Annotated in this window: 20 protein-coding genes; 3 read left to right on the top strand and 17 right to left on the bottom strand. The window is 71.3% G+C overall.

Translation table 11 applies throughout. The features are described 5' to 3' along the window. Positions 1-12 precede the first annotated feature (12 nt). The 16 genes from aroQ to ABWV20_RS12170 all read right to left on the bottom strand — a co-directional run bounded on the left by aroQ (position 13) and on the right by ABWV20_RS12170 (position 18,162). Positions 13-450, bottom strand: a complete 438-nt coding sequence (aroQ, locus tag ABWV20_RS12245) for a type II 3-dehydroquinate dehydratase (protein ID WP_353355444.1) — start codon at positions 448-450, stop codon at positions 13-15. A gap of 37 nt (positions 451-487) precedes the next feature. Further along, a complete protein-coding gene (locus ABWV20_RS12240) occupies positions 488-976 on the bottom strand; it encodes a nitroreductase/quinone reductase family protein (RefSeq protein ID WP_353355443.1) in 489 nt (162 codons plus the stop codon). Positions 977-1,070: 94 nt separating this feature from the next. Further along, entirely contained in the window at positions 1,071-2,174 is a 1,104-nt protein-coding gene (gene aroB, locus ABWV20_RS12235; RefSeq protein WP_353355442.1) for a 3-dehydroquinate synthase, read from the bottom strand. Beyond that, positions 2,171-2,698: a shikimate kinase gene (locus tag ABWV20_RS12230; protein ID WP_353355441.1), complete on the bottom strand. Its 528-nt coding sequence runs from the start codon at positions 2,696-2,698 to the stop codon at positions 2,171-2,173. The genes aroB and ABWV20_RS12230 overlap by 4 nt, the downstream gene beginning before the upstream one ends. Beyond that, a complete protein-coding gene (aroC, locus tag ABWV20_RS12225; RefSeq protein ID WP_353355440.1) occupies positions 2,692-3,912 on the bottom strand; it encodes a chorismate synthase in 1,221 nt (406 codons plus the stop codon). Before aroC ends, ABWV20_RS12230 begins: the two co-directional genes overlap by 7 nt. A gap of 189 nt (positions 3,913-4,101) precedes the next feature. Further along, positions 4,102-4,803, bottom strand: a complete 702-nt coding sequence (locus ABWV20_RS12220; protein ID WP_353355439.1) for an A24 family peptidase — start codon at positions 4,801-4,803, stop codon at positions 4,102-4,104. Further along, on the bottom strand, positions 4,800-5,651 hold the full coding sequence (locus ABWV20_RS12215) for a shikimate dehydrogenase (protein WP_353355438.1): 852 nt from the start codon (positions 5,649-5,651) through the stop codon (positions 4,800-4,802). Before ABWV20_RS12215 ends, ABWV20_RS12220 begins: the two co-directional genes overlap by 4 nt. Positions 5,652-5,696: 45 nt before the next feature. Further along, positions 5,697-6,902, bottom strand: a complete 1,206-nt coding sequence (mltG, locus tag ABWV20_RS12210; protein ID WP_353355437.1) for an endolytic transglycosylase MltG — start codon at positions 6,900-6,902, stop codon at positions 5,697-5,699. Further along, positions 6,899-7,396 carry a Holliday junction resolvase RuvX gene (gene ruvX / locus ABWV20_RS12205; RefSeq protein ID WP_353355436.1) on the bottom strand — a complete coding sequence of 166 codons (498 nt, stop codon included), beginning with the start codon at positions 7,394-7,396 and terminating at the stop codon, positions 6,899-6,901. The genes mltG and ruvX overlap by 4 nt, the downstream gene beginning before the upstream one ends. 2 nt (positions 7,397-7,398) lie before the next feature. Continuing rightward, positions 7,399-10,071, bottom strand: a complete 2,673-nt coding sequence (gene alaS / locus ABWV20_RS12200; protein WP_353355435.1) for an alanine--tRNA ligase — start codon at positions 10,069-10,071, stop codon at positions 7,399-7,401. 334 nt (positions 10,072-10,405) lie between these two features. Further along, a complete protein-coding gene (locus tag ABWV20_RS12195) occupies positions 10,406-11,512 on the bottom strand; it encodes an ABC transporter ATP-binding protein (protein WP_353355434.1) in 1,107 nt (368 codons plus the stop codon). Continuing rightward, positions 11,509-12,546: an ABC transporter ATP-binding protein gene (locus ABWV20_RS12190; protein ID WP_353355433.1), complete on the bottom strand. Its 1,038-nt coding sequence runs from the start codon at positions 12,544-12,546 to the stop codon at positions 11,509-11,511. Before ABWV20_RS12190 ends, ABWV20_RS12195 begins: the two co-directional genes overlap by 4 nt. Then, positions 12,543-13,529: an ABC transporter permease gene (locus tag ABWV20_RS12185; RefSeq protein ID WP_353355432.1), complete on the bottom strand. Its 987-nt coding sequence runs from the start codon at positions 13,527-13,529 to the stop codon at positions 12,543-12,545. Before ABWV20_RS12185 ends, ABWV20_RS12190 begins: the two co-directional genes overlap by 4 nt. Before the next feature lie 76 nt (positions 13,530-13,605). Further along, positions 13,606-15,366 carry an ABC transporter substrate-binding protein gene (locus ABWV20_RS12180; RefSeq protein ID WP_353355431.1) on the bottom strand — a complete coding sequence of 587 codons (1,761 nt, stop codon included), beginning with the start codon at positions 15,364-15,366 and terminating at the stop codon, positions 13,606-13,608. Between the two features lie 87 nt (positions 15,367-15,453). Next, entirely contained in the window at positions 15,454-16,512 is a 1,059-nt protein-coding gene (locus tag ABWV20_RS12175; protein ID WP_353355430.1) for an ABC transporter permease, read from the bottom strand. Between the two features lie 249 nt (positions 16,513-16,761). Beyond that, positions 16,762-18,162 carry a replication-associated recombination protein A gene (locus ABWV20_RS12170; RefSeq protein ID WP_353355429.1) on the bottom strand — a complete coding sequence of 467 codons (1,401 nt, stop codon included), beginning with the start codon at positions 18,160-18,162 and terminating at the stop codon, positions 16,762-16,764. An 18-nt stretch (positions 18,163-18,180) separates the two neighbouring features. Between ABWV20_RS12170 and ABWV20_RS12165 the strand changes: the two genes are divergently transcribed. Then, a complete protein-coding gene (locus tag ABWV20_RS12165) occupies positions 18,181-20,406 on the top strand; it encodes an MMPL family transporter (protein WP_353355428.1) in 2,226 nt (741 codons plus the stop codon). A 47-nt stretch (positions 20,407-20,453) separates the two neighbouring features. Beyond that, positions 20,454-21,245 (top strand): GNAT family N-acetyltransferase, encoded by a 792-nt coding sequence (locus tag ABWV20_RS12160; RefSeq protein WP_353355427.1) that lies wholly within the window; start codon positions 20,454-20,456, stop codon positions 21,243-21,245. A gap of 293 nt (positions 21,246-21,538) precedes the next feature. Here ABWV20_RS12160 and aspS read toward each other — a convergent pair whose 3' ends face one another. Further along, positions 21,539-23,335, bottom strand: coding sequence for an aspartate--tRNA ligase (gene aspS, locus ABWV20_RS12155; protein WP_353355426.1), 1,797 nt, complete (start codon positions 23,333-23,335; stop codon positions 21,539-21,541). A gap of 230 nt (positions 23,336-23,565) precedes the next feature. Between aspS and ABWV20_RS12150 the strand changes: the two genes are divergently transcribed. Continuing rightward, a complete protein-coding gene (locus tag ABWV20_RS12150) occupies positions 23,566-24,627 on the top strand; it encodes an acyltransferase family protein (protein ID WP_353355425.1) in 1,062 nt (353 codons plus the stop codon). The last annotated feature ends 16 nt before the right edge of the window (positions 24,628-24,643 follow it).

Genomic DNA, 24,643 nt, shown 5'->3' with positions numbered 1-24,643 from the left:
GTCGGGGCGCACCTAGACGAGTGCGCGCAGCCCGAGCAGGTAGGACTGCAGTCCGAAACCGGCGATCGTGCCGGTCGCCACTCCGGCGATGACGGACGTGTGGCGGAACTCCTCGCGCGTCGCCGGGTTGGACAGGTGGACCTCGACGAGGGACCGGCCGCTCGTGGTGACGATCGCGCAGGCGTCGCGGACGGCATAGGAGTAGTGCGTGAAGGCGCCGGGGTTGAGCACCACGTCGGCCTTCGCGTCCACCGCCTCGTGGAGCCAGTCGATCAGCTCACCCTCGTGGTTGGTCTGGCGGCAGTCGGCCACGAGACCGAGCTCGCGCGCCTCGCGCTGCACGGCAGCGTGGATGTCGTCGAGCGTGTCGGATCCGTAGACGTCCGGCTCTCGCGTGCCGAGGCGGCTGAGGTTGGGTCCCGAGAGGACGAAGACCGTGGGTGCCGTCATGCGCGCAGTCTAGTGAGCGGTGCCGAGCGTCGGCGGGTCAGTCCTGCGTCGTCCCAGGAGCCGGTCGAGGCAGGAGCCGGATGACGGGCAGCTCGCGGTCGGTCTTCCGCTGGAAACCGGCGAACTGCCGTGACGTCGCAGTGACCTGCCGCCAGGCAGCCTCCCGCTGCTGCCCATGGAGCTGCTCGGCGGTCACGGCAACCCTCCGACCGTCCACCTCGATCCACAGGTCGTCCGGGTGGGCCGCGACGTTGTGGTACCAGGCTGGATTCGAAGCAGTCCCACCGGCGGCGGCGACTACCAACCAGCCACCCCCCTCGGACGGGAAGCAGCAGAGGCGCACGGACCGCTCGACCCCGCTCCTGCGACCGACCGTGGTCAGCACCAAGGTCTGGCCCATCCCCACCATGGTGAACAGCTGGCGCGCCGCCGGTCGGCTCATCTGCCTGTCGAGCCAGCGGAAGGCACGTGGGAAGCGCGTGGAGGCGCCTCGGGTCCCGGCTCGTGTGTCGAACGTCGTCGTCATCACGGCCACCTCCTGATCTCTCGGCACCAGTGTCGTCCGAGGGTCGGCCACGCAGGAGGGGCGAAGGTCCCGCGACCCGGTTGCCGTCAGCAGGTCATCCGGCTGACACGAGGCCGTATGCCGTGTGCATCAGCTCGTCCGGAGGGCCGACGAGGCGGGCGGGCTCGGCCAGACCATCCAGGACGACGAAGCGCAGCGTCGAGCCGCGCGACTTCTTGTCGCGGCGCATGGCGGTCAGGAGCGCCTCCCAACGGTCGCCGCGGTAGCTCGTCGGCAGGCCCACCGACTCGAGCACCCGGCGGTGCTGGGCCACGAGCGCTTCGCCGTCCGGACCGCTCAGGTGACCCGCGAGCCGGGCCAGCTCGGCGACATAGACCATGCCGACGCTGATGGCTTCCCCGTGCCGCCAGGTGTAGCGCTCCACCTGCTCGATGGCGTGCCCGAACGTGTGGCCGTAGTTGAGGATCTCGCGGACCGCGTTGTCCTTCAGGTCGACGGCGACGACGTCGGCCTTGACCCGGATGGCCCGCGCGATGAGCTCACGCAGATGCGGGTTGTCCGCGCGCGTGGCCGCGGCCGGGTCTGCGGCGACGAGGTCGAGGATGACCGGGTCGGCGATGAAGCCGCACTTGATGACCTCCGCGAGGCCGCCGACGAAGTCGGCCTGCGGCAGCGTCGCCAGCACGTCGACGTCGCAGAGCACCCCGACCGGTGGGTGGAAGGCCCCGACGAGGTTCTTGCCCTCAGCCGTGTTGATACCGGTCTTGCCGCCGACGGCCGCGTCCACCATCCCGAGCAGTGTCGTCGGCACCTGCACGACCGGCACCCCCCGGAGCCAGGTCGCGGCGACGAAGCCCGCGAGGTCGGTGACGGTCCCCCCGCCCACCCCGACGACCGCATCGGTCCGGGTGAAGGCCGACCGACCGAGGCGCTCCCAGAGCGAGGCTGCGACGGAGGACGTCTTGGCGGACTCCGCGTCGGGCACCTCGGCGAGCTCAGCGGCATACCCCTTGGTGGAGATCGAGGACGCCACCCGGCGGGCAAGATCGCGCAGGGTCGGCGGGTGGACGACGAGGACGCGCTCGGCCTGCTCACCGATGAGATCGGGGACACGGTCGAGGATGCCGGAGCCGATGACGACGTCGTAGTCGTCCCCCACTCTGATCACCGTCTGGCTCGCCGCGGGCTCCTCCGTCATGCGTTGGCCTCCTCGAGCAGGCCCGCCACCTCGGCCGCGACGTCCTCGGCGGTGCGGCCGGCGGTGTCCACTCGATGCGTCGCCACGCGTTCGTAGGTCGCGCGACGGGCGTTCATCATGGCGACCCATGAGGCTCGCGGGTTGACCGTGAGCAGCGGCCGGGAACGGTCGAAACCGACCCGCTTGCTCGCGTCGGCGATGGCCACGTCCAGGAAGACGACGACGTGCCCCTCGAGCGCCCGCTCGGTGCGCGGGTCCATCACCGCCCCGCCGCCCAAGGCGACGACACCGCGTTGCTCGGACAGGGCGCGAGCCACCTCGGCCCGTTCCAGCTCCCGGAAGGCGGGCTCGCCGTCGTCGACGAAGATGTCGGAGATCGACTTGCCTGCGGCCGCCTCGATGGCGGCGTCGGTGTCGTGCAGACTCGTCCCCAGCTCGGCGGCAAGCAGCCGACCGACCGTGGACTTGCCCGCACCGGGCGGCCCGACGAGGACGACGACGGGGCGGTCGGCCCGGGTCACCATGTGCGCAGCCCCTCCGGGATCCCCGCGAGGTAGGCGGTGTGGTTGCGGGCAGTCTCCGCGACCGAGTCCCCACCGAACTTCTCGAGGCACGCCTCGGCCAGGACCAGCGCGACCATGGCCTCCGCCACGACGCCGGCCGCCGGCACGGCACACACGTCGGAGCGCTGGTGGATCGCCGTGGCCGGCTCACCGGTGGCGACGTCGATCGTCGCCAACGACCGAGGCACGGTGCTGATCGGCTTCATCGCGGCGCGCACGCGCAGCGGCTGGCCGGTGGACATGCCGCCCTCGGTGCCGCCGGCCCGGCCCGTGCGACGCCGGATCCTGCCGTCGACGACATCCATCTCGTCGTGCGCCTCGGACCCGCGACGCCGGGCCGTCTCGAAGCCGTCGCCGACCTCGACCCCCTTGATCGCCTGGATGCTCATCAGCGCGGCAGCCAAGCGGGCATCGAGCTTGCGGTCCCAGTGCACGTGCGACCCGAGGCCCGGGGGCAGGCCGTACGCGAGCACCTCGACGACACCTCCGAGGGTGTCGCCGTCCTTGCGGGCCGCGTCGACCTCGGCGACCATCGCCGCGGATCCCGGCTCGTCGAGCGTGCGCACCGGGTCCGCGTCGAGACGCTCCACGTCATCGGGGGTCGGCAGCACCGCTGCGGACCCGACCGCCGCCGTCCCGATGGCGACGGTGTGGGAGACGAGACGGATGCCATAGGCCTGCTCCAGGAAGCGGGCAGCGACCTCACCCAGAGCCACTCGTGCGGCCGTCTCTCGTGCGGATGCCCGCTCGAGCACGGGACGCGCGTCGTCGTGGCCGTACTTCTGCATGCCGACCAGGTCGGCGTGACCCGGGCGAGGACGCGTCAGCGGCTTGTTGCGGGCGATCTCCTTCTCCGCGTTGACGTCGTCCGCGGCGGCCAGGTCAGCCGCACTCACCGGCTCCGGGCTCATCACCGTCGTCCACTTGGGCCATTCGGAGTTGCCGACGCGGATCGCGATCGGGGAGCCGAGGGTGATCCCGTGCCGCACGCCACCGAGGAACTCGACCTCGTCCTGCTCGAACTTCATCCTGGCCCCCCGGCCGTAGCCGAGCCGTCGGCGGGCGAGGGCACCCTGCAGGTCCTGCGAGGTCACCCGGACCCCTGCTGGGAGACCCTCCACCATGGCCACGAGAGCGGGCCCGTGCGACTCTCCAGCGGTCAACCATCGCAACATGGGTCGATCCTCCCACGCGGTTGACGGGCGCCTCGGCGGGCGCCCGCCAGCCGGGACGGGCTCGCGCGGTCTGGCACGTCGTCACCGGCCCGTGGCCGCGGGCCCGCCCTGGACGACTCAGCGCTCTCGGGTGGAGATCGCCGAGAGCCCGGGAGACCAGCCCGTCGTCCGCGGCCACGGCCGCCTGCGTCAGGGAAACAGACGCACCTGCGTGACCAGGGCGACGAGGGCCCCGACGAGCATCCACGGACCGAAGGCGATGTGGTCCTTGCGCGTCCCTCGGCGCACGATGATCCGCCCGAGGCCGTACGCGCCCGAGAGCAGGAACGCGGCGTAGGTCGCGACCACGGGGCCCCAGGCCGAGACGTAGCCGGTGGCCAGGCCGACGAGTCCGGCCAAGGTGACGTCACCGAGCCCGAACCCACTGCGGAGCAGCGCCGCCAGGAGGGCCAGCAGGAGGTAGACGCCCCAGAGGACGGCGCCGGCGATCACGGCGCGGCCGAACGCGCCCCAGTTGCCGGATGCCCAGGACGCCAGCGCGAGCTGTCCGGCCAGCATCGGGTAGGCCGGTCGGGTCAGGCCGTGTGGCAGACGATGGACATCGATGTCGACCCAGACCAGGGCCACGCCCACGACGGCGAATCCGAGGTAGGCCGGGGCAAGCGCGTACTCGGCGGCGGGGCCGAACCGCCAGGCGAGCAGTCCCCACAGGAGCGCGACGCCGCCGGCGACCGCCCAGCCGGGGGCGCGAGGGCCCCGCCCCGTCTCGTGGTCCAGGCGGTACTCGAGGCTGCGCAGCTGCGTGGCGAGGACCCCTCCGACCGCGGCACCGGCGACCATGAGGACGGCGACGTACCACCACGGCGTCGCCGGGAAGTCGACCCAGGTCATCGGGCGGGCCGCTGCGCGAGCGCTGCCTCCAGCGCGGACCGCATCGCTTCGAGGGGCGCCGGGCGTCCGGTCATCAGCCGGACCTGCTCGGTCGCCTGGTGCAGGAGCATGACGGTCCCGTGCTGGACCGTCCACCCGGCCGCCGCTGCCGCCCCCTCGAGGGGCGTGGACCCCTCGCCGTAGACGACGTCGAGCAGGGTGCGCGTCCGGTCCCCCGGCAGAGGACGCGGGAAGCCGTCCAGCCCGGCGATGGCGGCTGGGGGAACCGTGCTGATGACGACGTCCGCGAGCCGCCAGTGGCCCATCGGGACCTCGTCGACCTCGAACCCGGCCCGCCGGGCCTGCTCGACCGTGGCGGAGCGCGCCCGGTCGCGAACCATGAACGTGATGCGCCGCGTGCCTGACGTGGCCAACGCCGCCACCGCAGACCGCGCGGTCGCACCACTGCCGACGACCAGGGCGTGGGTCGTCGCGCCGCACCCGGCCTCGCGCAGGGCGACGGCGATCCCGTGCACGTCGGTGTTGTGAGCGGTCCACCCCTCGGATCCGCGGACGAGCGTGTTGGCCGCCCCGGTGTCGGCGGCCGTGCCCGCGACGAGGTCGGCGGCCGCCAGGCCGACCTCCTTGAGCGGCATCGTCAGCGACAGTCCTCGCCACGACTCGTCGAGCTCGGCGAAGGCGCGCGCGAAGCCGTGCTCGTCGACGTCACGGCGCTCGTAGCTCCAGGTGCGCAGGCCCAGCGCGGCGTATGCAGCTCGGTGCAGCACCGGCGAGAGTGAGTGTCTGATCGGGGAGCCCCAGACCGCGCACCGGGCCCTCGCGAGGTGCGGGGCGACGTCACCACCCATCCCGGCGATCCTGCCCCTCGCGCCGGCGAGCCGGGAGCCGAGCGCTCAACACTTGCCCTTGTTGGCCTGGCACCAGGCCTGGAACTCGGCGACGTTGGCCTGGTGCTCCTCGAAGGTGACCGCGAACTTCGTCGTCCCCTTGCCCGGGTCCACGGTGACGAAGTACAGCCACGGACCGTCCGCGGGCTGCGCGGCGGCCCTGATCGCGCTCTCGCCGGGGTTTCCGATCGGCCCCGGCGGCAGGCCCTTGACCCGGTAGGTGTTGTAGGGGCTGCTGCTGCCCCGGTCGGCATCCGTCGTCGTGATGCCGTGCTTGCCGATGGCGTAGTTGACGGTGGAGTCGAACTGGAGCGGCATGTCCTGGGCGAGGCGGTTCTCGACGACCCGGGCCACCTTCGGTCGGTCCTCCTCGAATCGGGCCTCGGCCTCGACGAGGCTGGCCACGATCATCGTGTGCTCCATCCGCTCCGCCGTCACCCCCAGCGCCTCGAGTCGCTTGGTCGTCTCGGCGACCATCTGGGCGAGGTGGTCGGCTGCCGTGCTGTCCGGCTCGAACTCGTAGCTGGCCGGGAAGAGGTACCCCTCGACGTTGCCCTTGGCGGACGCCGGCAGCCCGAGTGCGTCGCCGTCCTTGGCTGCCCGGGTGTACTCCGCGACGGGGATGCCGGTCGCCTCGGCCAGGATCGGGTAGACCTCCTTGGCCCACTTCCCCTCCGGCACGACGACGCGGGTGACGATCCGGTTGCCGGGGTCGACGAGGATGGCGAGGGCGTCGGTCGCCTTCATCTGCTTGCGCATCTCGTAGACCCCCGGCTGGATCCCGGCGCTCTCGGGGTTCTCCTGGGCCGCCTCGATGAAGGCCTTCGTCGACTTGACGACGTCCTGCTCAGCGAGGACCTGCGCGATCGCCGAGCCCCCGGCGCCCTGCGCCACGGTCACGCGCACCGCCCCGCCGCCCGGCCCGGGATAGTCGTTCGACTCGAACAGGCCCGCGACCATCGGCCGCAGGAAGGTGAAGGCCACCGCGGCCCCGCCCCCGACGATGGCGAGGGCGAGGAGGATGACGGCGAGACGGCGCAGCACGGAGGGCTTGCCCTTGGTGTCGCCGGGCGTGCGCCGGCCGTGACGCTGCGCGGCGAGCTCGGCCTCACGAGCCTCGCGCCGCGTCCGAGGCGGCGGCGTGGTCGGCGGCGCGGGGTCGCGTGGGTCCTCCTCGTCACCGAAGATGGAGGTCTCGAGGTGGTCCTTCATCGACGACGTTCCTTCTTCCGTGGTTTGCCGAGCCCGACGATCTCACCTGCAGGCCTACCCGCGGACGCCTCCGCGTCCAGCGCGGACTGCAGGATGAGCACGGCCGCTGCCTGGTCGACGACGGACCGCTGCCCCCGACCGGGCACTCCGCTGTCGCGTAGTCTCTTGTGCGCCGCCACGGTGGTCAAGCGCTCGTCGACGAGCCGCACCGGCACCGGCGCGACCCGCGCGGCCAGCCGAGCGGCGTAGGCGCGGGCGGCCCGGGCTGCCTCGCCCTCCGTGCCGGACAGGAGCCTGGGCAGGCCGACGACCACCTCCACGGCCCCCCGTTCGGCGGCCAGCGTGGCGATCGCCTCGATGTCAGCGGACGTGCGCTCGTCCCGGGCGAGGGTCTGCACCGGGTGCGCGAACGAGCCCGAGGGGTCCGACGCGGCGACGCCGACGCGGGCGTTGCCCACGTCGACGCCGATCCGCACTCCGGGTCGGGACGACACCGTCAAGCGCCTCGCTGGTGGAGCTGCTGCTCGACGGCACCGAGCGCAGCCGAGACCATCGAGGCGTCGGTGCCGCCCCCTTGGGCGATGTCGTCCTTGCCGCCGCCGCCCCCGCCGAGCACCTGGGCCGCCGTCCTGACGAACAGCCCGGCCTTGAGGCCGGCCTCCCGCGCCCGGTCGTTGGTCGCGACGATGACGATCGGACGACCGTTCGCGACCGATGCCATGGAGACGAGGCTGGGGCGGTCGGTGCCCAGCCGACGACGCACGTCGAGGACGAGGGCGCGCAGGTCGTCGGCGGTGACGTCCTCGCCTGCGTCGTGGCTGACGAAGGTGACGCCACCGATGTCGCGGGCCGTGGCGACGAGCCCCGAGGCGGCCCCGAGGACCTGCGCCTGCTTCACCGCGGCGATCTCCTTCTCGGCCTCCTTGAGCTTCGACAGGATGCTCGCGATCCGCTGGGGCAGCTCCTCCTTGCGCACCTTGAGCTGGTCGGTCAGCTGGCCGACGATGGCCGCCTCGCGAGCAAGGTGGTGGTAGGCGTCCGCGCCGACGAGGGCCTCGACGCGCCGGACACCCGAGCCGATGGACGCCTCGCCGAGGAGCTTGACGACCCCGAGCTGACCCACCCGCAGCGCGTGGGTGCCACCACAGAGCTCGATCGACCAGTCGCCGATCGACACGACGCGGACCCGGTCGCCGTACTTCTCACCGAACAGCGCGAGAGCGCCCATCCGGCGAGCCTCGTCCAGCGACATGATGTCTGCGGTCACGGCCAGGTCGTCGAGCAGCACGGCGTTGACCTTGGCCTCGATGTCGGCCATCGCCTCCGCCGGGACGGGGCTCTGCGCTTTGAAGTCGAAGCGCAGCCGCCCCGGAGAGTTCTCCGAACCCGCCTGGGTCGCGGTGTCGCCGAGCTCCTCACGCAGGGCCTGGTGCACCATGTGCGTCGCCGTGTGGGCCCGGGAGACGGAACGACGGCGCACGACGTCGACGACAGCCTCGGCGTCGTCACCCGTCACGGCCTCACCCTCGAGGACGGTGGCCCGGTGGACGATGAGGCCGTTGATCGGCTTCTGCACGTCGCGGACCTCGATGAGGGCGCCGTTGGACAGCCGGATCCTGCCCTGGTCGGCGAGCTGGCCACCGGACTCGGCGTAGAGCGGAGTGCGGTCGAGCACGACCTCGACCTCGTCCCCGGCGCGCGCCGACGGGACGAGCTGTCCTTCCCGGATCAGGCCGCGGACCCGGGAGTCCGACACGACCTCGTCGTAGCCGGTGAACTCGACGTCACGTCCGAGGGAGTCGGCGACCTGCCGGTAGACGGACAGGTCCCCGTGCGCCATCTTCTTCGACTTCGCGTCGGCCTTGGCGCGGTCGCGCTGCTCGGCCATCAGCCGCCGGAAGCCGGCCTCGTCGACGTTGAGTCCCTGCTCGGCGGCCATCTCGAGGGTGAGGTCGATCGGGAAGCCGTACGTGTCGTGCAGCTGGAACGCCTCGGACCCGCTCAGCGTCGCCGAACCGCTCGACTTCGCCTTCGCGACCGCCACGTCGAGGATCGTCGTGCCGGCGGTGAGGGTGCGTCGGAACGCGTCCTCCTCGGCGTAGGCGACCTGGCTCATCCGGCCGAAGCCGGTCTCGAGCTCCGGGTAGGAGGCCTTCATCCGTTCCTTGCTGACCGGCAGCAGGTGCTCCAGCGTGGGCGCGTCGACGCCGAGCAGCCGCATCGAGCGGACCGCACGACGAAGGAGCCGGCGCAGGACGTAGCCACGGCCCTCGTTGCCGGGCGTGACCCCGTCGCCGATGAGCATCAGGGCGGACCGCACGTGGTCGGCGACGACGCGGAAACGCACGTCGTCCTCGAGGTTGGCGCCGTAGCGCCGACCCGACAGGTCCTCGGCGGCCGCGATGACGGGGAAGACCTCGTCGATCTCGTAGATGTTGTCGACGCCCTGCAGCAGGTAGGCCACCCGCTCGAGGCCCAGCCCGGTGTCGATGTTGCGCTTGGGCAACGGGCCGGCGATGTCGAAGTCGTCCTTGGCGCGCACGGCGGACAGGTCGTCCTGCATGAAGACGAGGTTCCAGAACTCGAGGTAGCGGTCGCCCGCCTCCCAGTCACGGTCGGCGCCGAACTCGGGCCCGCGGTCGATGAGGATCTCGGAGCACGGTCCACCCGGCCCGGGGACGCCCATGTTCCAGTAGTTGTCCTTCTTGCCGAGCCGCACGATGCGGTCGTCGGGCAGGCCGGCGACGCGCTTCCAGATCGCGATCGCCTCCTCGTCCTCGTGGTAGACGGAGGCGTAGAGGTCCTTCTCGTCGAAGCCGTAGCCGCCCTGGCCCTGCGGCGTCGTGACCAGCTCCCAGGCGAGCGCGACGGCCCCTTCCTTGAAGTAGTCGCCGAAGCTGAAGTTGCCGTTCATCTGGAAGAAGGTGCCGTGCCGCGTCGTCTTCCCGACCTCCTCGATGTCGAGGGTGCGCACGCACTTCTGGACACTGGTCGCGCGGGCGTAGGGCGGGGTCTCCTGGCCGAGGAAGTAGGGCTTGAACGGCACCATCCCGGCGTTGACGAACAGCAGGTTGGGGTCGTCGTGCACGAGCGGGGCGCTCGGGACGACCGTGTGGCCGCGGCTCTCGAAGAAGGAGAGCCAGCGTCGCCTGATCTCGGCGGTTTCCATGAGTTCAGATCCTTGCTGATGTGGGTGGGATGAGGTCGGGGCGGGGGCAACCGGGGCTCACGCGCGCGCGGCTGACCCCCGGGGAGCTCGGGCCCACCCGGCGACTCGCACACCCGTCCGGCGCCACGGCGTCGGGCCGGTCATCTCGCACACATCCATGGCCTCTCACCCTAGCCGACCGACACGGAGCCCGCCCAAAGCGCAGGTCGGGTTGCCCGCCGGCCGAGCCCAGCGGCATACGCCCCCTCGTGCCGTATGCCGCTGGGCCGGCTCCCGAGGAGCAGCCCGCCCACGTGGGTGGTGGGGTCCTCACGCCCCGGGGCTCACCGGAGGTTCAGGGCGTGGGCACCCTCTCCGGGCCGGGTGCTGCCGCGGGGGGACGGCCGGGCACGGACCCGGCGACCTCGCCGTGCAGTCCGTCCCGCACCTGTGGGAAGTGGCAGGCGTGCAGGTGCAGACCGTCCTCTCGGCGGCTCCCGGGGCCCGTCATGGACTGCGTCGACACGAGCGGCGGCTCGACGCGCCCGCAGATCTCCCGCGCCTTCCAGCACCGGGTGCGGAACCGGCAGCCGCTCGGCGGGTCGACCGGGCTCGGGACGTCGCCGACCAGCCGGATCCGCTCCCTGGGGGCGCCGCCGCGGGCGACCCGGACGTCCGGAGCCGCCGACAGCAGCGCCTGCGTGTAGGGGTGCTCCGGGGCCTCGTAGATCTTGCGGCGGTCGCCGTACTCGACGATCCGGCCGAGGTACATCACCGCCACCTGGTCGCAGAAGTGCCGAACCACCCCGAGGTCGTGGGCCACGAGGACGAAGCCCAGGCCGAGCTCGCGTCGCAGGCGCGCCAGCAGGTTCATCACCTGGGCCTGGATCGACACGTCGAGCGCCGAGACCGGCTCGTCGGCGACGACGAGCCGCGGCTCCACCGCAAGGGCGCGAGCGATCCCGATCCGCTGCCGCTGACCACCCGAGAACTCGGACGGGTAGCGGTGGGCGTGCTCGGGTGCCAGGCCGACCAGCTCGAGCAGCTCCATCACCCGGGCGGTCTCCCGCCCGGGATGGAGGCCGTGCACGCGAAGCGGCGTCGCGAGGATCGTGCCGACCGTGTGCCTCGGGTTGAGCGAGCTGTAGGGATCCTGGAAGACCATCTGCACCTGGCGCCGGAACGAGCGCAGCTGCGTCTCCTTCAGGTGGGTGATGTCGCGCCCGCGGAACTCGATCCTTCCGCCTGTCGGCTCGTCGAGCCGGGTGACGAGCCGCGCCGTGGTGGACTTCCCGCAGCCCGACTCACCGACGATGCCGAGGGTTTGGCCGGCGCGGACCGTGAAGGACACGCCGTCGACGGCGCTCAGCGTCGACCGCACCATCCGCAGACCGCGCATCTCACGGATCGCGAACTGCCGCTGGAGGTCAGTGACCCGGAGCAGGGGGGCACCATCGGTCATCGAAGGCCTCCCGTCTCCTGGATGGCGACCACCGGGTCGGTCAGGTGGCAGCGCAGGTGCCGGTTCACCAGGCCGGGGGCGGGGCGCCACCCCGGCAGGACGGTCTGACACGGTGCCCCGACCCGGTCCGCGAAGGGGCAGCGCGGATGGAACGAGCAGCCCGGCGGGATCGCCAGCAGGCTCGGCGGCGCGCCCGGGATCGTGCGCAGCTCGGTGAGCTCCTCGGAGGGTGACAGCAGCGACTGGAGCAGCCCCGCGGTGTAGGGATGCGAGGGTCGCGCGAGCACCGCCTTGGCGTCCCCCTGCTCCACCGCCCGACCGGCATACATGACGAGGAGGTCGTCGGCCGTCTCGGCCACCACCGCGAGGTCGTGCGTGATGAGGATGACGGCGGAGCCGAACTCCTGTTGCAGGTCGCGGACCAGGTCGAGGATCTGCGCCTGCACCGTGACGTCGAGCGCGGTCGTCGGCTCGTCGGCGATGAGCAGCCTGGGGTTGTTGACGAGGCCGAGCGCGATCATGGCGCGCTGGCGCATCCCGCCGGAGAACTCGTGGGGGAACTGCTTCGCCCGACGGTCCGGGTTGGGGATGCCGACCCGGTCGAGCATCTCGACCGCACGCCGCTGCGCGGTCGCCCTGCTCACCTCATGGTGAGCCCGATACGCCTCCGCGATCTGCGCGCCCACCCTGTGCAACGGGTGCAGTGCGCTCAACGGGTCCTGGAAGACCATCGCAGCATGGGTGCTGCGCACGCTCTGGAGGACCCACTCGGGCGCGCCGACCAGCTCGTGGCCGTCCAGGCGGATGCTGCCCGTGATCCTGGTCCGGCTCGGGTCGTGCAGGCCGAGCACCGCCATGCTCGCGACGGACTTGCCGGAGCCCGACTCCCCCACGATGGCCAGGGTGCGTCCGAGGCGGGCCCGGTAGCTGAGGTCGGAGACGGCACGGACGACGCCCTCGTCGGCGGGGAAGGCGACCGAGAGGGCAGTGACGTCGAGGACCACGTCATCGGACCACGGCTGCGCGGCGGTCACGAGAGCCTCACTCGGGGGTCGATGAGCGAGTAGGCGATGTCGACGACGAGGTTCATCGTGACGACGAGCACCGCGGTGACGAGGACCGTGCCCATGATGATCGGCAGGTCGTCCCGGACCAAGGCGTCGATCGACAGCTTGCCGATGCCGTCGATCTCGAAGATCTTCTCGGTGACGAGTGTCCCCGAGAGCAGCGCCGCGACGTCGAGACCGAGGATGGTCACGACCGGTCCGAGCGCCCCTCGGAGCGCATGGGTGCGCAGCACCCTGCCCTCGCTGATGCCCTTCGACCGAGCGGTCCTCACATAGTCGGTCGCGAGGGTCTCGATCATCGAGCTCCGCGTGTATCTGGCGTAGCCGGCCGAGTAGACCAACCCGAGGATCAGGCACGGAGCGAGGAGGCCCGCGAGGAACCCCGGCAGGCCGTCGGACAACGGAACTGCCTGCGGGAGGATCCCGTGGATCCGGGTCAGGTAGAGCGCGAAGACGAGCGCGACGACGTAGTACGGGATGGCCCCGAAGGCCTGCGACCCGCCGATGAGCAGCCGGTCCAGTGCGCTGCCGCGGGCCCTCGCCGTGACCACGCCGATGGTGATGCCGACGGCGAGGAAGACCGCGACGGTCCCGAGGGCGAGCAGCGCCGTGGCCGGGAAGCGGGTGAAGATCTCCTCGGCGACGGGCCGTTTCGTGAGGAAGGACACCCCCAGGCACGGCGCGCTGCAGTGCACCACGTCGCCGGCGAACTCGAAGTCGCGGCCCACGAAGAGGCCACCGAAGTACTCGGTGAACTGCGCCGCGAGCGGCCGGTCGAGCCCGAGGTTCTCCCGGATCTCGGTCAGACGCTCGGGGCTGCACCTCTGCTCCGGGCACATCGCCTGAGCGGGGTCGGCCGGTCCGGCGAAGAAGAGGAGAAACGCGGCGACGAGCGTGGCCAGCAGGACGGTCAGTCCGAGGCCGATGCGTCGCAGGACGTACGTGAGCACGTGATGCCTTCCGTGGTCGAGAGGTGGGCGCGAGGGTCGCTCGCGGCCCTACCGGTGGGAGCGGTGAGCGGCTCCCCTACTGCTCGATCCAGATCTGCGTCATGATCGGCATCCCGTGGTGCGGGTCGTTGACGACGTTGCGGACCTTGGTCCCGAACACCGCGTTGCCCTTGCTGTACTGGTACGGGATGGCTGGCAGGTAGCTCTCGAAGAGCCACTTGTCGAACTTGCCCCACTCCGGCCCCTGGTCAGCGATGGGCAGCTCCTGGATGCGGCGGATCTTCTGGTCGATCTTCTCCTCGGAGATGTTCCCCCAGCTCGTGGCTCCCTGCGAGACGGCGACCGAGGAGACCATGGGCGGGAAGATCGAGTCCGCTGACGGCCAGTCGTAGCACCAGCCGGCCGGGCTCTGCAGCATGTTCACCGGCGCGTCGATGGTGCCCGCGAGCTCGCGGCGCTCCTTGGCCGGCACGCCCTTGTCGACGACCCTGAAGCCGGCGGCCTCGAGCTTCTGCTTGCGGACCTGGTTGACGCGCTGGGCGACGGCGGAGTCCTTCTCGTAGTAGTAGCTCAGCTCGAAGGGCCGGTTGGGTCCATAGCCGAGGTCAGCGAGCATCGTGCGGGCCTTCTCCGCGTCGCCGTCGCCGGTGCCGTCGAAGCCCTCCACGCCCGGGTAGTCCAGCCATCCCGGCACCTGCGGTGGGATGAACGTCGTCCCGGGCAGGTAGGCGTGCGTGGACTGCCCACCTGCCTTGCGGACCGAGTCGAACGGGTAGGCGACGGCGATGGCCTTGCGGACCTCGAGCGGGATCTTCCGCACGTCGAGGTTCAGGGTGTAGACACACGAGGAAGGACCCTCGACGAACTGCGCCTTCTTCGGGCCCTCGATCTGCTCGACGAGGGACGAGTCGATCGGGCTCCAGTTGAGGGACGTCGCGTCGACGCCGTTGCTGGAGAGGATCGCGGTCTGCGCCTTCACGTCCTCGACCCCGAACTTGAAGTGGAACCCGTCGACGTAGTCGTTGCGGGCCGGGTCCGTGGCCGGGTCCCACTCGGGGTTGCGCTCGAGGATGAGCTCTGACCCCGGGGTGTAGCTCTTGAACTTGTAGGGGCCGGTGGCGAGCGGGTGGAGCGTGTAGTCCTGCTTCTTGTCCTTGGCCTGCGGGATCGGCGAGAACTGCGGGTAGGCGGCGAAGTACGGCAGCGACTCGAAGCGCTTCTCGAGGCGGATCAGGATCGTCTTCTCACCTCGGGCCTCGACTCCCTTCCACTTCGGATCGCCTTGGTAGGGGCCGTCGTACGTGCTGCCACCCTTGAAGAACTCGCGCTGGTAGGTGGGGGCGTTCTGGGCGAGGTCCTTGTCGAAGGACCGCTTGAGCGCGAACACCACGTCCTGCGCCGTCACCGGGGCGCCGTCCTCGTAGGTGATGCCGTCCTTGAGCGTGAAGGTGAAGGTCAGACCGTCCTCGGACACCTGCCCGAGGTCGGTGGCGAGGTCGGGCACCAGCACCGACTGCCCGTCGATGTAGGCGTAGGCAGTCAGCGCCCGGTGGGTGAGGCCGAGGATCGTCAGGGTGTCGTTGAAGTACTGGTCGCTGGGGTCGAAGTTCGCGGGCGTCGAGAAGTACGGCACGGTGAGGATGCCGCCGCGCTGGGCACCGGCGACCTCCGGTGCGGGCCCCTTGACGTCGGGGAGCATCCCCGACGTGGCCGTCGCGATGGTCGACTTGTCGAACTGAACCACGTCCGTCGGCTCCGTGGGCGTCGGCGCTCCACAGGCCGCGACGAATCCGAGCGAGACCGCGGCTCCCACGGTCAGGACTTTGGTCCAGCGCATTGGTGGCTCCCTTGCGTTGCTCTCCCTGCTCCGTGCCGGGCAGGTCGATGGGTTGGTCGGATCGGTCGGTGTCCAGGGATCCGCCGACTAGCGGCGGGTCGTCGGGTCGAAGGCGTCTCGGATCGAGTCACCCAGCAGGGTGAGGGCGAGCACGAGGGCCGAGATGCTGAGGACTGGGGGCCAGAGCCACAGGGGGTAGCTCTGGAAGGAGTTCTGCGCGTCGGCGATGGTCCGGCCCCACGTCGCTGTGGGCTCGACGAGGCCGGCGCCGAGGAACGTCAGCGTGGCCTCCGCAGTGATGTAGGCGGGGACCGCGATCGAGGCGGAGACGATGATCGGCCCGACGAGGTTGGGCAGGATCTCCCGAGAGAGGATCTGATGGGTGGGGACGCCGATCCCCCGCGCGGCCTGGACGAACTCCCGCTCGCGCAGACTGACCACCTCACCTCGGACGAGGCGGGCCAGAGCCATCCAGCCGAACGTCACGAGGACCGCCATGACGATCCAGAAGCGGATGGTCGACGTCTGCTCGGCGGTGAGGGAGCCCCGTTCGCCGAACCGCAGCTCGACGATGGGCACCACGGCGATGATCAGCAGGAGCAGCGGCAGGCTGAGGAAGAAGTCGATGACCCAGGAGACGATGCGGTCGACGACACCCCCGAGATAGCCGGCGAGGAGACCGAACGTCACCCCGAGGACGGTCGAGAGCGCGGCCGCGGCGAAGCCGATGACGAGCGAGGGTCGGGCGCCGTGGGCCCAGCGGGCGAAGAGGTCACGGCCGAGGCCCTTTTCGATTCCGAGCCAGTGCGCGGCGCTCATCCCCTCGCTCGGAAAGCCGTTGAGGTCGAGCAGCTCGGTGTGGGCGGTGTAGGGGTCCGCCTCGGTGCCGGTGACCGGGTCCACCGCCTGGAGGCTGGTCAGCAGGGGGGCGAAGACGGCGACGAAGACGAAGAAGAGGACGACGCTCGCGCAGACGATCGCCACCTTGTCCCTCCGGAGGCGGTCCCAGGCCACCTGCCCGGGAGAGCGGCCCGCCCGGGTGGAGAGAGGGCCGGGCGCCTGCGGCGGGGCCTCCGGGGCGAGCTCGACGGAGGGTCCCACGGCGGTGTGGAGGAAGGCGCCCGTGGCAGCGCCCGGAGTGGTCAACGCGATGTCTCCGTCCTGCGGATCAAGGAGATCGAGGGGATCAGGTGGAACGAGGGAGGTCGGGGGTGGCCCGCCGACGGCGGTGTCGCAGACGGAGGAGCGGCTGTCAGGTCGACCCCGTCACGGAACCGACGGCGACTCTGCCACAGACGGAGGCCCGGGCACCTGTTGCGGGGGTCAAAATTGACAAATCGTTACGCAGTTCGGCCGATGAGCCGCAGGTCGTGCGCCGGCCAGCCTCAGATCAGGTCAGCCGTCCTGGTCCGGTCCCCGGCCGAGGCGCTCGCGCAACCACTCGAGCCTGGTCCGAAGACGCTCCTCGAAGCCCCGGTTGGTCGGCACGTAGTACTCGGTGCGCCCGTGCAGGTCGTCGGGGAGGTACTGCTGTCGAGCGACGCCGTCGGGCTCGTCGTGGGCATAGACGTAGCCATCCCCGTGCCCGAGCCGCTGGGCCCCCGCGTAGCCGCTGCCGCGCAGGTGGGCGGGGACCGCCCCGCCCCGGCCCGCCCGCACGTCGGCGATGGCCGCGTTGATCCCCGTGTAGGCGGCGTTGGACTTCGGCGCCAGCGCGTTGTGGACGACGGACTGCGCGAGGATGATGCGCGCCTCGGGCATCCCGATCTGGGCCACGGCGTGCATCGCTGCGACCGCTGTCTGCAACGCGGTCGGGTCCGCCATGCCGACGTCCTCGCTGGCCGCGATGACGATCCTCCGGGCGATGAACCTGGGGTCCTCGCCCGCTTCGAGCATGCGGGCCAGGTAGTGCAGGGCGGCGTCGACGTCGCTGCCTCGCATCGACTTGATCAGGGCGCTGGCGACGTCGTAGTGCTGGTCACCGGCACGGTCATAGCGGACGGCGGCGTGGGCGATGGCCTGCTCGACGTGTCCCACCCGGATCGGCACCGCGGACTCGTCGGTCCGTCCGGCCGGCTCCGCGTCGAGGGCCACTCCGGCAGCCGCCTCCAGGGAGGTCAGGGCCCGACGCGCGTCGCCCCCTGACGTGCGCACCAGGTGGTCCATCGCATCGTCGTCGATCGTGTGCGCGCCGGCGAAGCCGCGCTCGTCGACCAGGGCGGCGCCGACGACCTCGCGCAGGTCCTCGTCGGACAGGGAGCCGAGGGTGACGAGGACGGACCTGGACAGCAGTGGCGCGATGATGCTGAACGACGGGTTCTCGGTAGTGGCCGCGACGAGGATGACCGTGCGGTTCTCCACCCCGGGCAGCAGGGCGTCCTGCTGTGCCTTGGTGAAGCGATGGATCTCGTCGAGGAAGAGCACCGTCTCCCGCCCGTACAGGTCGCGCTCCCGCACCGCGGCCTCCATCACCGTCCGCACGTCCTTGACGCCCGCGGTGACCGCCGACAGCTCGACGAAGCGCCGGTCGGCCGCGGTGGCGACGAGGTGGGCGAGCGTCGTCTTGCCGGTGCCCGGTGGGCCCCAGATGATGGCGGAGAGCGGTCCGGCCGGTCCCCCGCTACCCTCGATCAGACGTCGCAGGGGCGAGCCGGGGCGCAGCACGGCGTCCTGCCCACGGACCTCGTCGAGGGAGCGGGGACGCATCCGAACGGCGAGCGGGGCGCCGCCGGCCGAGGGCGGCCGCTCGCCCCGCTCCGCGGCGGAGGCGGCGCCGAAGAGGTCGTCGGAGGTCACTGTGGAAGGCTATCTGGCGTGCCGGACCGACCTTTCCCGACGCAGCCGCCAGAGCCGTTGCTGCCCAGGTCCCGACCCTCGCGCCTGGGCCGCCTGGGTCGAGCCACCGGGCGCCATCCCTGGTGGTGGGTCCTGGGTTGGGCCGTCGCTGCCGTGGCCTCCTTCGCCGTCGCTGTCGGCGGGGTCACGGGCGAGTCGCTCTTCGATCGCCTGACGTCGGGTGAGCCGCAGGTCCCGGGTCAGTCCCAGACCGCGCGCGACATCGTCCAGCAGATCGAGCCGTCCCTGGACAACATCATGCTCCAGGTCGACGGCGCCGGGCTCGAGGACCCCGCGGCACGGGAGGCCGCGGCTGCCGTCACGGCTCGCCTCGCGCGGCTTCCGGGTGTCGCCGCGGTGAGGTCACCGCTGTTGTCCCCCGGGGGCCTCGACGACCCGTCGATCCGGCCCCTGCTCGCCGGAGGGTCTGCCGACAACGGCCGCTTCGTGACGATCGTCGACCTCGAGCAGGGACTCGGCGATGCCCAGCTGACGACGGTGCGAGCCGCGGTCGAGGACACGCTCAAGGAGGTCGTCGCCGTCCTGCCCGGCGCGACGGGGTCCGTCGGCAGCTACCACCACGTGCTCAAGGCGGTCACCGACACCATCGAGAGCGACCTCGTCCGGGGGGAGGGCATCGCGCTACCCCTGACCTTCCTCGTCATGGTCCTCGTGTTCGGCGGGTTCGTCGCCGCGGGGATGCCGATCGTCGGCGCGGTGGTCTCGATCGGCGGAGCGCTGGTGTCGCTCTTCGCCTTCTCGCACGTGATGGATCTCGACGCCACGGTCGTCAACATCGTCACGCTGCTCGGTCTCGGGCTCTCCATCGACTACGGGCTGCTGACCGTCAACCGCTTCCGTGAGGAGCTCGCAACCGTCGCGCTCGGCCGCAGCCCGACGCGAGCGGACGCTGTCGTCGCGGCGGAGCGGACCGTGGCAACAGCCGGCCGGACCGTCCTGTTCTCGGGTGTCACCGTGGCCATCGCCCTCGCCGGCCTGCTCATCTTCGAGGCCCAGATCATGCGAGCGATCGGCCTCGCGGGGGTCAGCGTCGTCCTCGTCGCCATGGTCGTCGCCGTCACCCTCGTCCCAGCCCTCGCGGTGCTCGGCGCCCGGCGTCTGAGCCGCAGGGCGACGCGAGTGGTGGAGGACACCGGGCTGTTCTCGCGGCTGGCCAGGGCCGTGCAGCGCCGTCCCGCCGCCGTGATCGTCGGCAGCCTCGTCGTGCTCACCGGGCTGGCTCTGCCGACCCTCGACATGCGACTGACCGCCTCCGGGACCGAGCTGCTCCCGGTGTCGGCCCCACAGCGTGTCTTCTTCGACACGCTGCGCCGGGACTACCCGGCGCTGGCCGCCCCAGAGGTCACCGTCGTCGCCCACAGCTCGGACACGGCAGCGGTGAGCGCGGCCCTGGAGACGTTCCGGGACGACCCCGGAGTGACCGCCCTGCGGGTTCGCCCCCTGGGCAGCGACCACCAGCTCGCCGGCTTCCGGGTCGCCGGTCCTCCGACCTCGGACGAGGCGCAGGACCTGGTCACCGCCCTGTCCGGGCTCGAGCCGGGATTCGAGACCTGGGTCACCGGTCAGGCGTCGGGCCAGATCGACTTCCTCGGCTCGATGGCCCGGGGTGCGCCGTGGGCCGTCGGGCTGGTGGTCCTCGGCACGTTCGTGCTGCTCTTCCTCATGACCGGGTCGGTTGTCATCCCCCTCAAGGCCCTGCTGCTCAACGTCATCTCCCTCGGCGCGGCCCTGGGCGTGGTCGTGTGGGTGTTCCAGGACGGCAACCTCGAGGGGGTGCTGCACTTCACGTCGGTCGGTGCAGTCGAGTCGATGGTGCCCTTCCTCGTCCTCGCGTTCGGCTTCGGCCTGTCCATGGACTACGAGGTGTTCCTGCTCTCGAGGATCGCCGAGGAGCACGACGCTGGGGCGGACAGCGACCGCGCGGTGGCCCTCGGCCTCCAGCGCACCGGCCGGATCATCACCTCGGCCGCCCTGCTCATCATCATCGTCTTCGCGGGGTTCATCGCTGGCGACATCCTCATCATCAAGCAGATGGGCGCTGCTCTCGTCGCCGCCGTCGTCATCGACGCGACGATCGTCCGGATGCTCCTCGTGCCGGCGACGATGACGGTGCTCGGCCGATGGAACTGGTGGGCGCCCGCTCCGTTGCGGCGCCTGCACGCCCGCTTCGCCCTGAGGCACTGACCCCCGGCGGACTCGCCCCGACACACCGAACGAAGGAGTGCACGCTGATGACCGACCGCACCCGCTTCCGCGCCGTGGTGCTCGAGACGCATGCAGAGCTGCTCGCAGCCACCGGGGGCGACGCCTTCATCAGGCACGACCTGGCCGACCCCCTCGAGGGGCCGGGCTGGTCGTTGGGGTCGGCGCTCGTCGTGCCGCGCAGGACGCACACCAGACGGCTCGGCCTCGTGGTCCTCGGCCGGCCCGACGACGTCGCCGAGCTGGCGACGGAGCTCTCCGAGCTGCCCGCCGGCGAGAGCCCCTTCAGGGATCCCCATGTCCTCCACGCCACCGTGGAGCGCGCGGCCTTCCACGCCTTCGCCGCCGTCGTTCCGCTCACCGACCCGGGCGGCGACTGGGAGTGGATGTGCTGCCGCACCCCACCGCCGCTCGTGGCAGGTGAGCAACGCGTCGTCCGCCTCGATGAGACCGACGAGAAGCAGATCAGGGCGCTGCTCGCCGCCGCGAACGCGCGCACGGACGCGCGGCCCTTCGAGACGCCCGACCAGAGCTGGGTGGGCGTCATTGACCCGGACGGAGAGCTGGTGGCCTGCGGCCTCCGCGACCGCACGGTGTCGGGCACTCCGATCCTCGAGGGCATCACCGTCCGCGCGGACCGGCGGGGCACCGGTCTCGGCCTCGCCGTCACCGCCGCCCTGACCCGCGACGCGATCGACTCGGACGGGGTGTGCACCCTGGGGATGTACTCCGACAACGACGTGGCACGCCGGCTGTACCACGGGCTCGGCTACGGCGACGACCACGTGTGGTCAAGCCGCCGGCTCGCCCGTCAGTCGTAGTCGGCGGCGCTGCAGGGCTCCCGAGCGGGTTCCACGCGGACCAGCCAGTTGCCCGAGTTGTCCGGGCAGACGGCCTCTGTGCCCTCGGTGCCCTCGGTGCCCTCGGTGCCCTCGGTGCCCTCGGTGCCATGGGGACGGGTGGCCGACTCCTGGATGAACTCGACGCCACGGGCGGACAGCTCCTCGAAGGCGCGCCACCGCGCGAAGCGCCGTCCTGCGACAGCTTGCGAGGGGCACGGATGCCGCTGGGCTGAGCCGGCCCAGCGGCATCCGGTCCCGTGGTGGTCGGGTCGTCAGACCCGCGTCGGCTCCGGCTCCGGAGCCGAGTCGACGCCCGCCTCCTTGCGCTGCTCGGTGGTGATGGGCGCGGGTGCCCCGGTCAGCGGGTCGTAGCCGCCGCCCGTCTTGGGGAAGGCGATGACGTCGCGGATCGACTCCGTGCGGGCGAGGAGGGAGACGATCCGGTCCCAGCCGAAGGCGATGCCACCGTGCGGCGGCGCACCGAACTGGAACGCGTCGAGGAGGAAGCCGAACTTCTCCTGGGCCTCCTCGTGGCCGATGCCCATGACGGTGAAGACCCGCTCCTGGATGTCGCGTCGGTGGATACGGATCGACCCGCCGCCGATCTCATTGCCGTTGCACACCATGTCGTAGGCGTAGGCGAGCGCCGATCCCGGGTCGGTGTCGAAGGTGTCCTCGAACTCCTGCTTCGGTGACGTGAAGGCGTGGTGCACGGCGGTCCAGGCGCTGTAGCCGAGCGCGACGTCACCGGAGGCGGTCGCCTCGGCCGCCGGCTCGAAGAGCGGCGCGTCGAGCACCCAGAGGAAGCTCCACTGCGACTCGTCGATGAGGTCGCACCGGCGGCCGATCTCGAGGCGTGCCGCCCCGAGCAGGGCTCGCGACGACTTGGCCGGGCCGGCGGCGAAGAAGATCGCGTCGCCGGGGTTCGCCCCGACGTGGGCGGCGAGGCCGGCCCGCTCCGCCTCGGTGAGGTTCTTGGCGACCGGTCCGCCGAGCTCGCCGTCGTCCTGGACGAGGACGTACGCGAGGCCCTTGGCACCGCGCTGCTTGGCCCACTCCTGCCACGCGTCGAGCTGCTTGCGCGGCTGCGACGCGCCACCCGGCATGACGACGGCACCGACGTAGTCCGACTGGAAGACGCGGAAGGGAGTGTCCTTGAAGTAGTCGGTGCACTCGACGAGCTCCTGGCCGAAGCGCAGGTCGGGCTTGTCCGAGCCGAAGCGGGCCATCGCCTCGGCGTAGGTCATCTGGAGGAAGGGGGGCTTCAGCTCGACGCCGATCAGCTTCCAGATCTCCGTGACGACGGCTTCGCCGAGCTCGAGGACGTCGGCCTGCTCGACGAAGGACATCTCGATGTCGAGCTGGGTGAACTCCGGCTGGCGGTCGGCGCGGAAGTCCTCGTCGCGGTAGCAGCGGGCGATCTGGTAGTAGCGCTCCATGCCGGCCACCATGAGCAGCTGCTTGAACAGCTGCGGGCTCTGCGGCAGGGCGTACCACGAGCCGGGGGCGAGCCGGGCGGGCACGAGGAAGTCGCGGGCCCCCTCGGGGGTGGAGCGGGTCAGGGTGGGGGTCTCGATCTCGACGAAGTCGCGCTCACCGAGGACCTTGCGGGCCGCCGCGTTGACCTTGCTGCGCAGCCGGATGGCCGCTCCGGCCGAGCTGGCGCCGGGACGCCGCAGGTCGAGATAGCGGTGCTTGAGCCGGGCCTCCTCGCCGACGGTGACGCGCTCGTCGATCTGGAAGGGCAGCGGCGCGCTCGGGTTGAGCACCTCGAGCCGGCTGACGATGACCTCGATGTCGCCCGTGGGCAGGTCGGGGTTGGCGTTCCCCTCGGGCCGCACGCGCACCTCCCCGGTGACCTTGACGCAGTACTCGTTGCGCACGTCGTGTCCGCCGCCCTGCGCGAGCACCTCGTCCCGGGCGACGACCTGGGCGATGCCGCTGGCGTCGCGCAGGTCGAGGAAGGCCACCCCACCGTGGTCTCGCCGCCGCGCCACCCATCCGGTGAGGGTGACGATCTGACCTGCGTGGTCGGCGCGCAGGGTGCCGGCCTCGTGACTGCGGAGCACGGAGGTGTCCTTCCGATGGTGCGGGGTTGGGTCCACGCGGCCGTATGCCGCTGGGCTCGCTCACGCGCCGACGGTGCCGTCGGGCGCGGGGTCGGGGCGCTGGGCGCTGGGCGCTGACCACCAATCCTACGGGGTGCTCGGCGGAGCACGCTGCCACCCGGACTGCGCGTGGACGGCCCACCCAGCGGCGCACGACCAGGCTGTCCCCGAGAACCGCCTAGGCTCTGCGGGTGCAGCATTCCCGAAACCGTGACCTCGACGGGGTGCGCGGCCTGGCGATCCTTCTCGTCGTCGCCGCGCACAGCGGCCTGCCCGTTCGGTGGGGCGGCCTCTCGGGCGTCACGCTCTTCTTCGTCCTGTCCGGGTATCTCATCACGAGTCTGCTCATCCGCGAGTGGGACCGGTGGGGTTCTTTGTCCCTCTGGCGCTTCTGGGGACGGCGGGCGCTGCGGCTGCTCCCGGCGCTGGTCGTCTTCCTCGCCCTCGTCCCGGTCCTGCTCTGGGCGACCGGCGACTCCCGGCTGCCGGACTACCCAGCCGCTGCCCTCGCCTCGCTCTTCTACGTCGGCAACTGGGTCCGGATCGCGGGCTCCGACCTGGGCGTGCTCAACCACCTGTGGTCCCTCTCCGTCGAGGAGCAGTTCTACGTCGTGTGGCCGCTGCTGTTCATCGCCCTGATGGCCTGGGGACGCGCCCACCTGCTCGGGCTCGTCTTCGGACTCACCGGCCTGGCGACGGTCTACAGCGTGTGGACCAAGGGCGACTTCATCCGCCTCGACATCTCGACGGAGACCAACGCGTTCGCGCTGCTGCTCGGCGTGTCGCTCGCGTTCGCGCTCGCCTCGATGGCGCGCAAGGGCTGGCATCCGCCGCGGGTGAACGTGCTCATCCCGTTCGTCGTCATGGTCCTCGTCTCTGCCTTCCCCTCGCACGACGTCGCGACCGACCACACCCTGTTCCGGCCGCTGGGCGCCATCTATGCCGTCCTCGGCGTGTGGCTCGTCGCCAGCGCGGTCCTGGGCCACTCGTCCATCGTCGCCTCACGGGTCATGGTCTTCTTCGGCACGATCAGCTACGCGCTCTACCTGTGGCACCAGGCGCTGATCAACTCGGTGCTCCTCGGTGACAAGACGATCCCGCGCAACCTCGCGCTCATCGCTGTGGCCGTGCTCCTGTCGTGGCTGTCCTGGGTCCTCGTCGAGCGCCCGGTCGGCGGGCTTCGGGGTCGGTTCCGCCTGGACGAGCCCTCCGCGCGCCAGCGGGCCGCCCTCGAGAAGGAGCCGGTTCCCTGATGGCGGCGTCGGAGGT

Origin of the sequence: Intrasporangium sp. DVR (assembly GCF_040365325.1) — a bacterium.
Taxonomy (GTDB): Bacteria; Actinomycetota; Actinomycetes; order Actinomycetales; family Dermatophilaceae; genus Intrasporangium.
The sequence above is the reverse complement of the archived record's forward strand: the minus strand, read 5'-3'. Positions and strand labels throughout refer to the sequence as shown.

Excerpts from the sequence above, each read along its gene's own strand:
- aroQ (WP_353355444.1), bottom strand. The coding sequence starts at position 450 with ATGACGGCACCCACGGTCTTCGTCCTCTCGGGACCCAACCTCAGCCGC.
- ABWV20_RS12240 (WP_353355443.1), bottom strand. The coding sequence starts at position 976 with ATGACGACGACGTTCGACACACGAGCCGGGACCCGAGGCGCCTCCACG.
- aroB (WP_353355442.1), bottom strand. The coding sequence starts at position 2,174 with ATGACGGAGGAGCCCGCGGCGAGCCAGACGGTGATCAGAGTGGGGGAC.
- ABWV20_RS12230 (WP_353355441.1), bottom strand. The coding sequence starts at position 2,698 with ATGGTGACCCGGGCCGACCGCCCCGTCGTCGTCCTCGTCGGGCCGCCC.
- aroC (WP_353355440.1), bottom strand. The coding sequence starts at position 3,912 with ATGTTGCGATGGTTGACCGCTGGAGAGTCGCACGGGCCCGCTCTCGTG.
- ABWV20_RS12220 (WP_353355439.1), bottom strand. The coding sequence starts at position 4,803 with ATGACCTGGGTCGACTTCCCGGCGACGCCGTGGTGGTACGTCGCCGTC.
- ABWV20_RS12215 (WP_353355438.1), bottom strand. The coding sequence starts at position 5,651 with ATGGGTGGTGACGTCGCCCCGCACCTCGCGAGGGCCCGGTGCGCGGTC.
- mltG (WP_353355437.1), bottom strand. The coding sequence starts at position 6,902 with ATGAAGGACCACCTCGAGACCTCCATCTTCGGTGACGAGGAGGACCCA.
- alaS (WP_353355435.1), bottom strand. The coding sequence starts at position 10,071 with ATGGAAACCGCCGAGATCAGGCGACGCTGGCTCTCCTTCTTCGAGAGC.
- ABWV20_RS12195 (WP_353355434.1), bottom strand. The coding sequence starts at position 11,512 with ATGACCGATGGTGCCCCCCTGCTCCGGGTCACTGACCTCCAGCGGCAG.
- ABWV20_RS12180 (WP_353355431.1), bottom strand. The coding sequence starts at position 15,366 with ATGCGCTGGACCAAAGTCCTGACCGTGGGAGCCGCGGTCTCGCTCGGA.
- ABWV20_RS12160 (WP_353355427.1), top strand. The coding sequence starts at position 20,454 with ATGACCGACCGCACCCGCTTCCGCGCCGTGGTGCTCGAGACGCATGCA.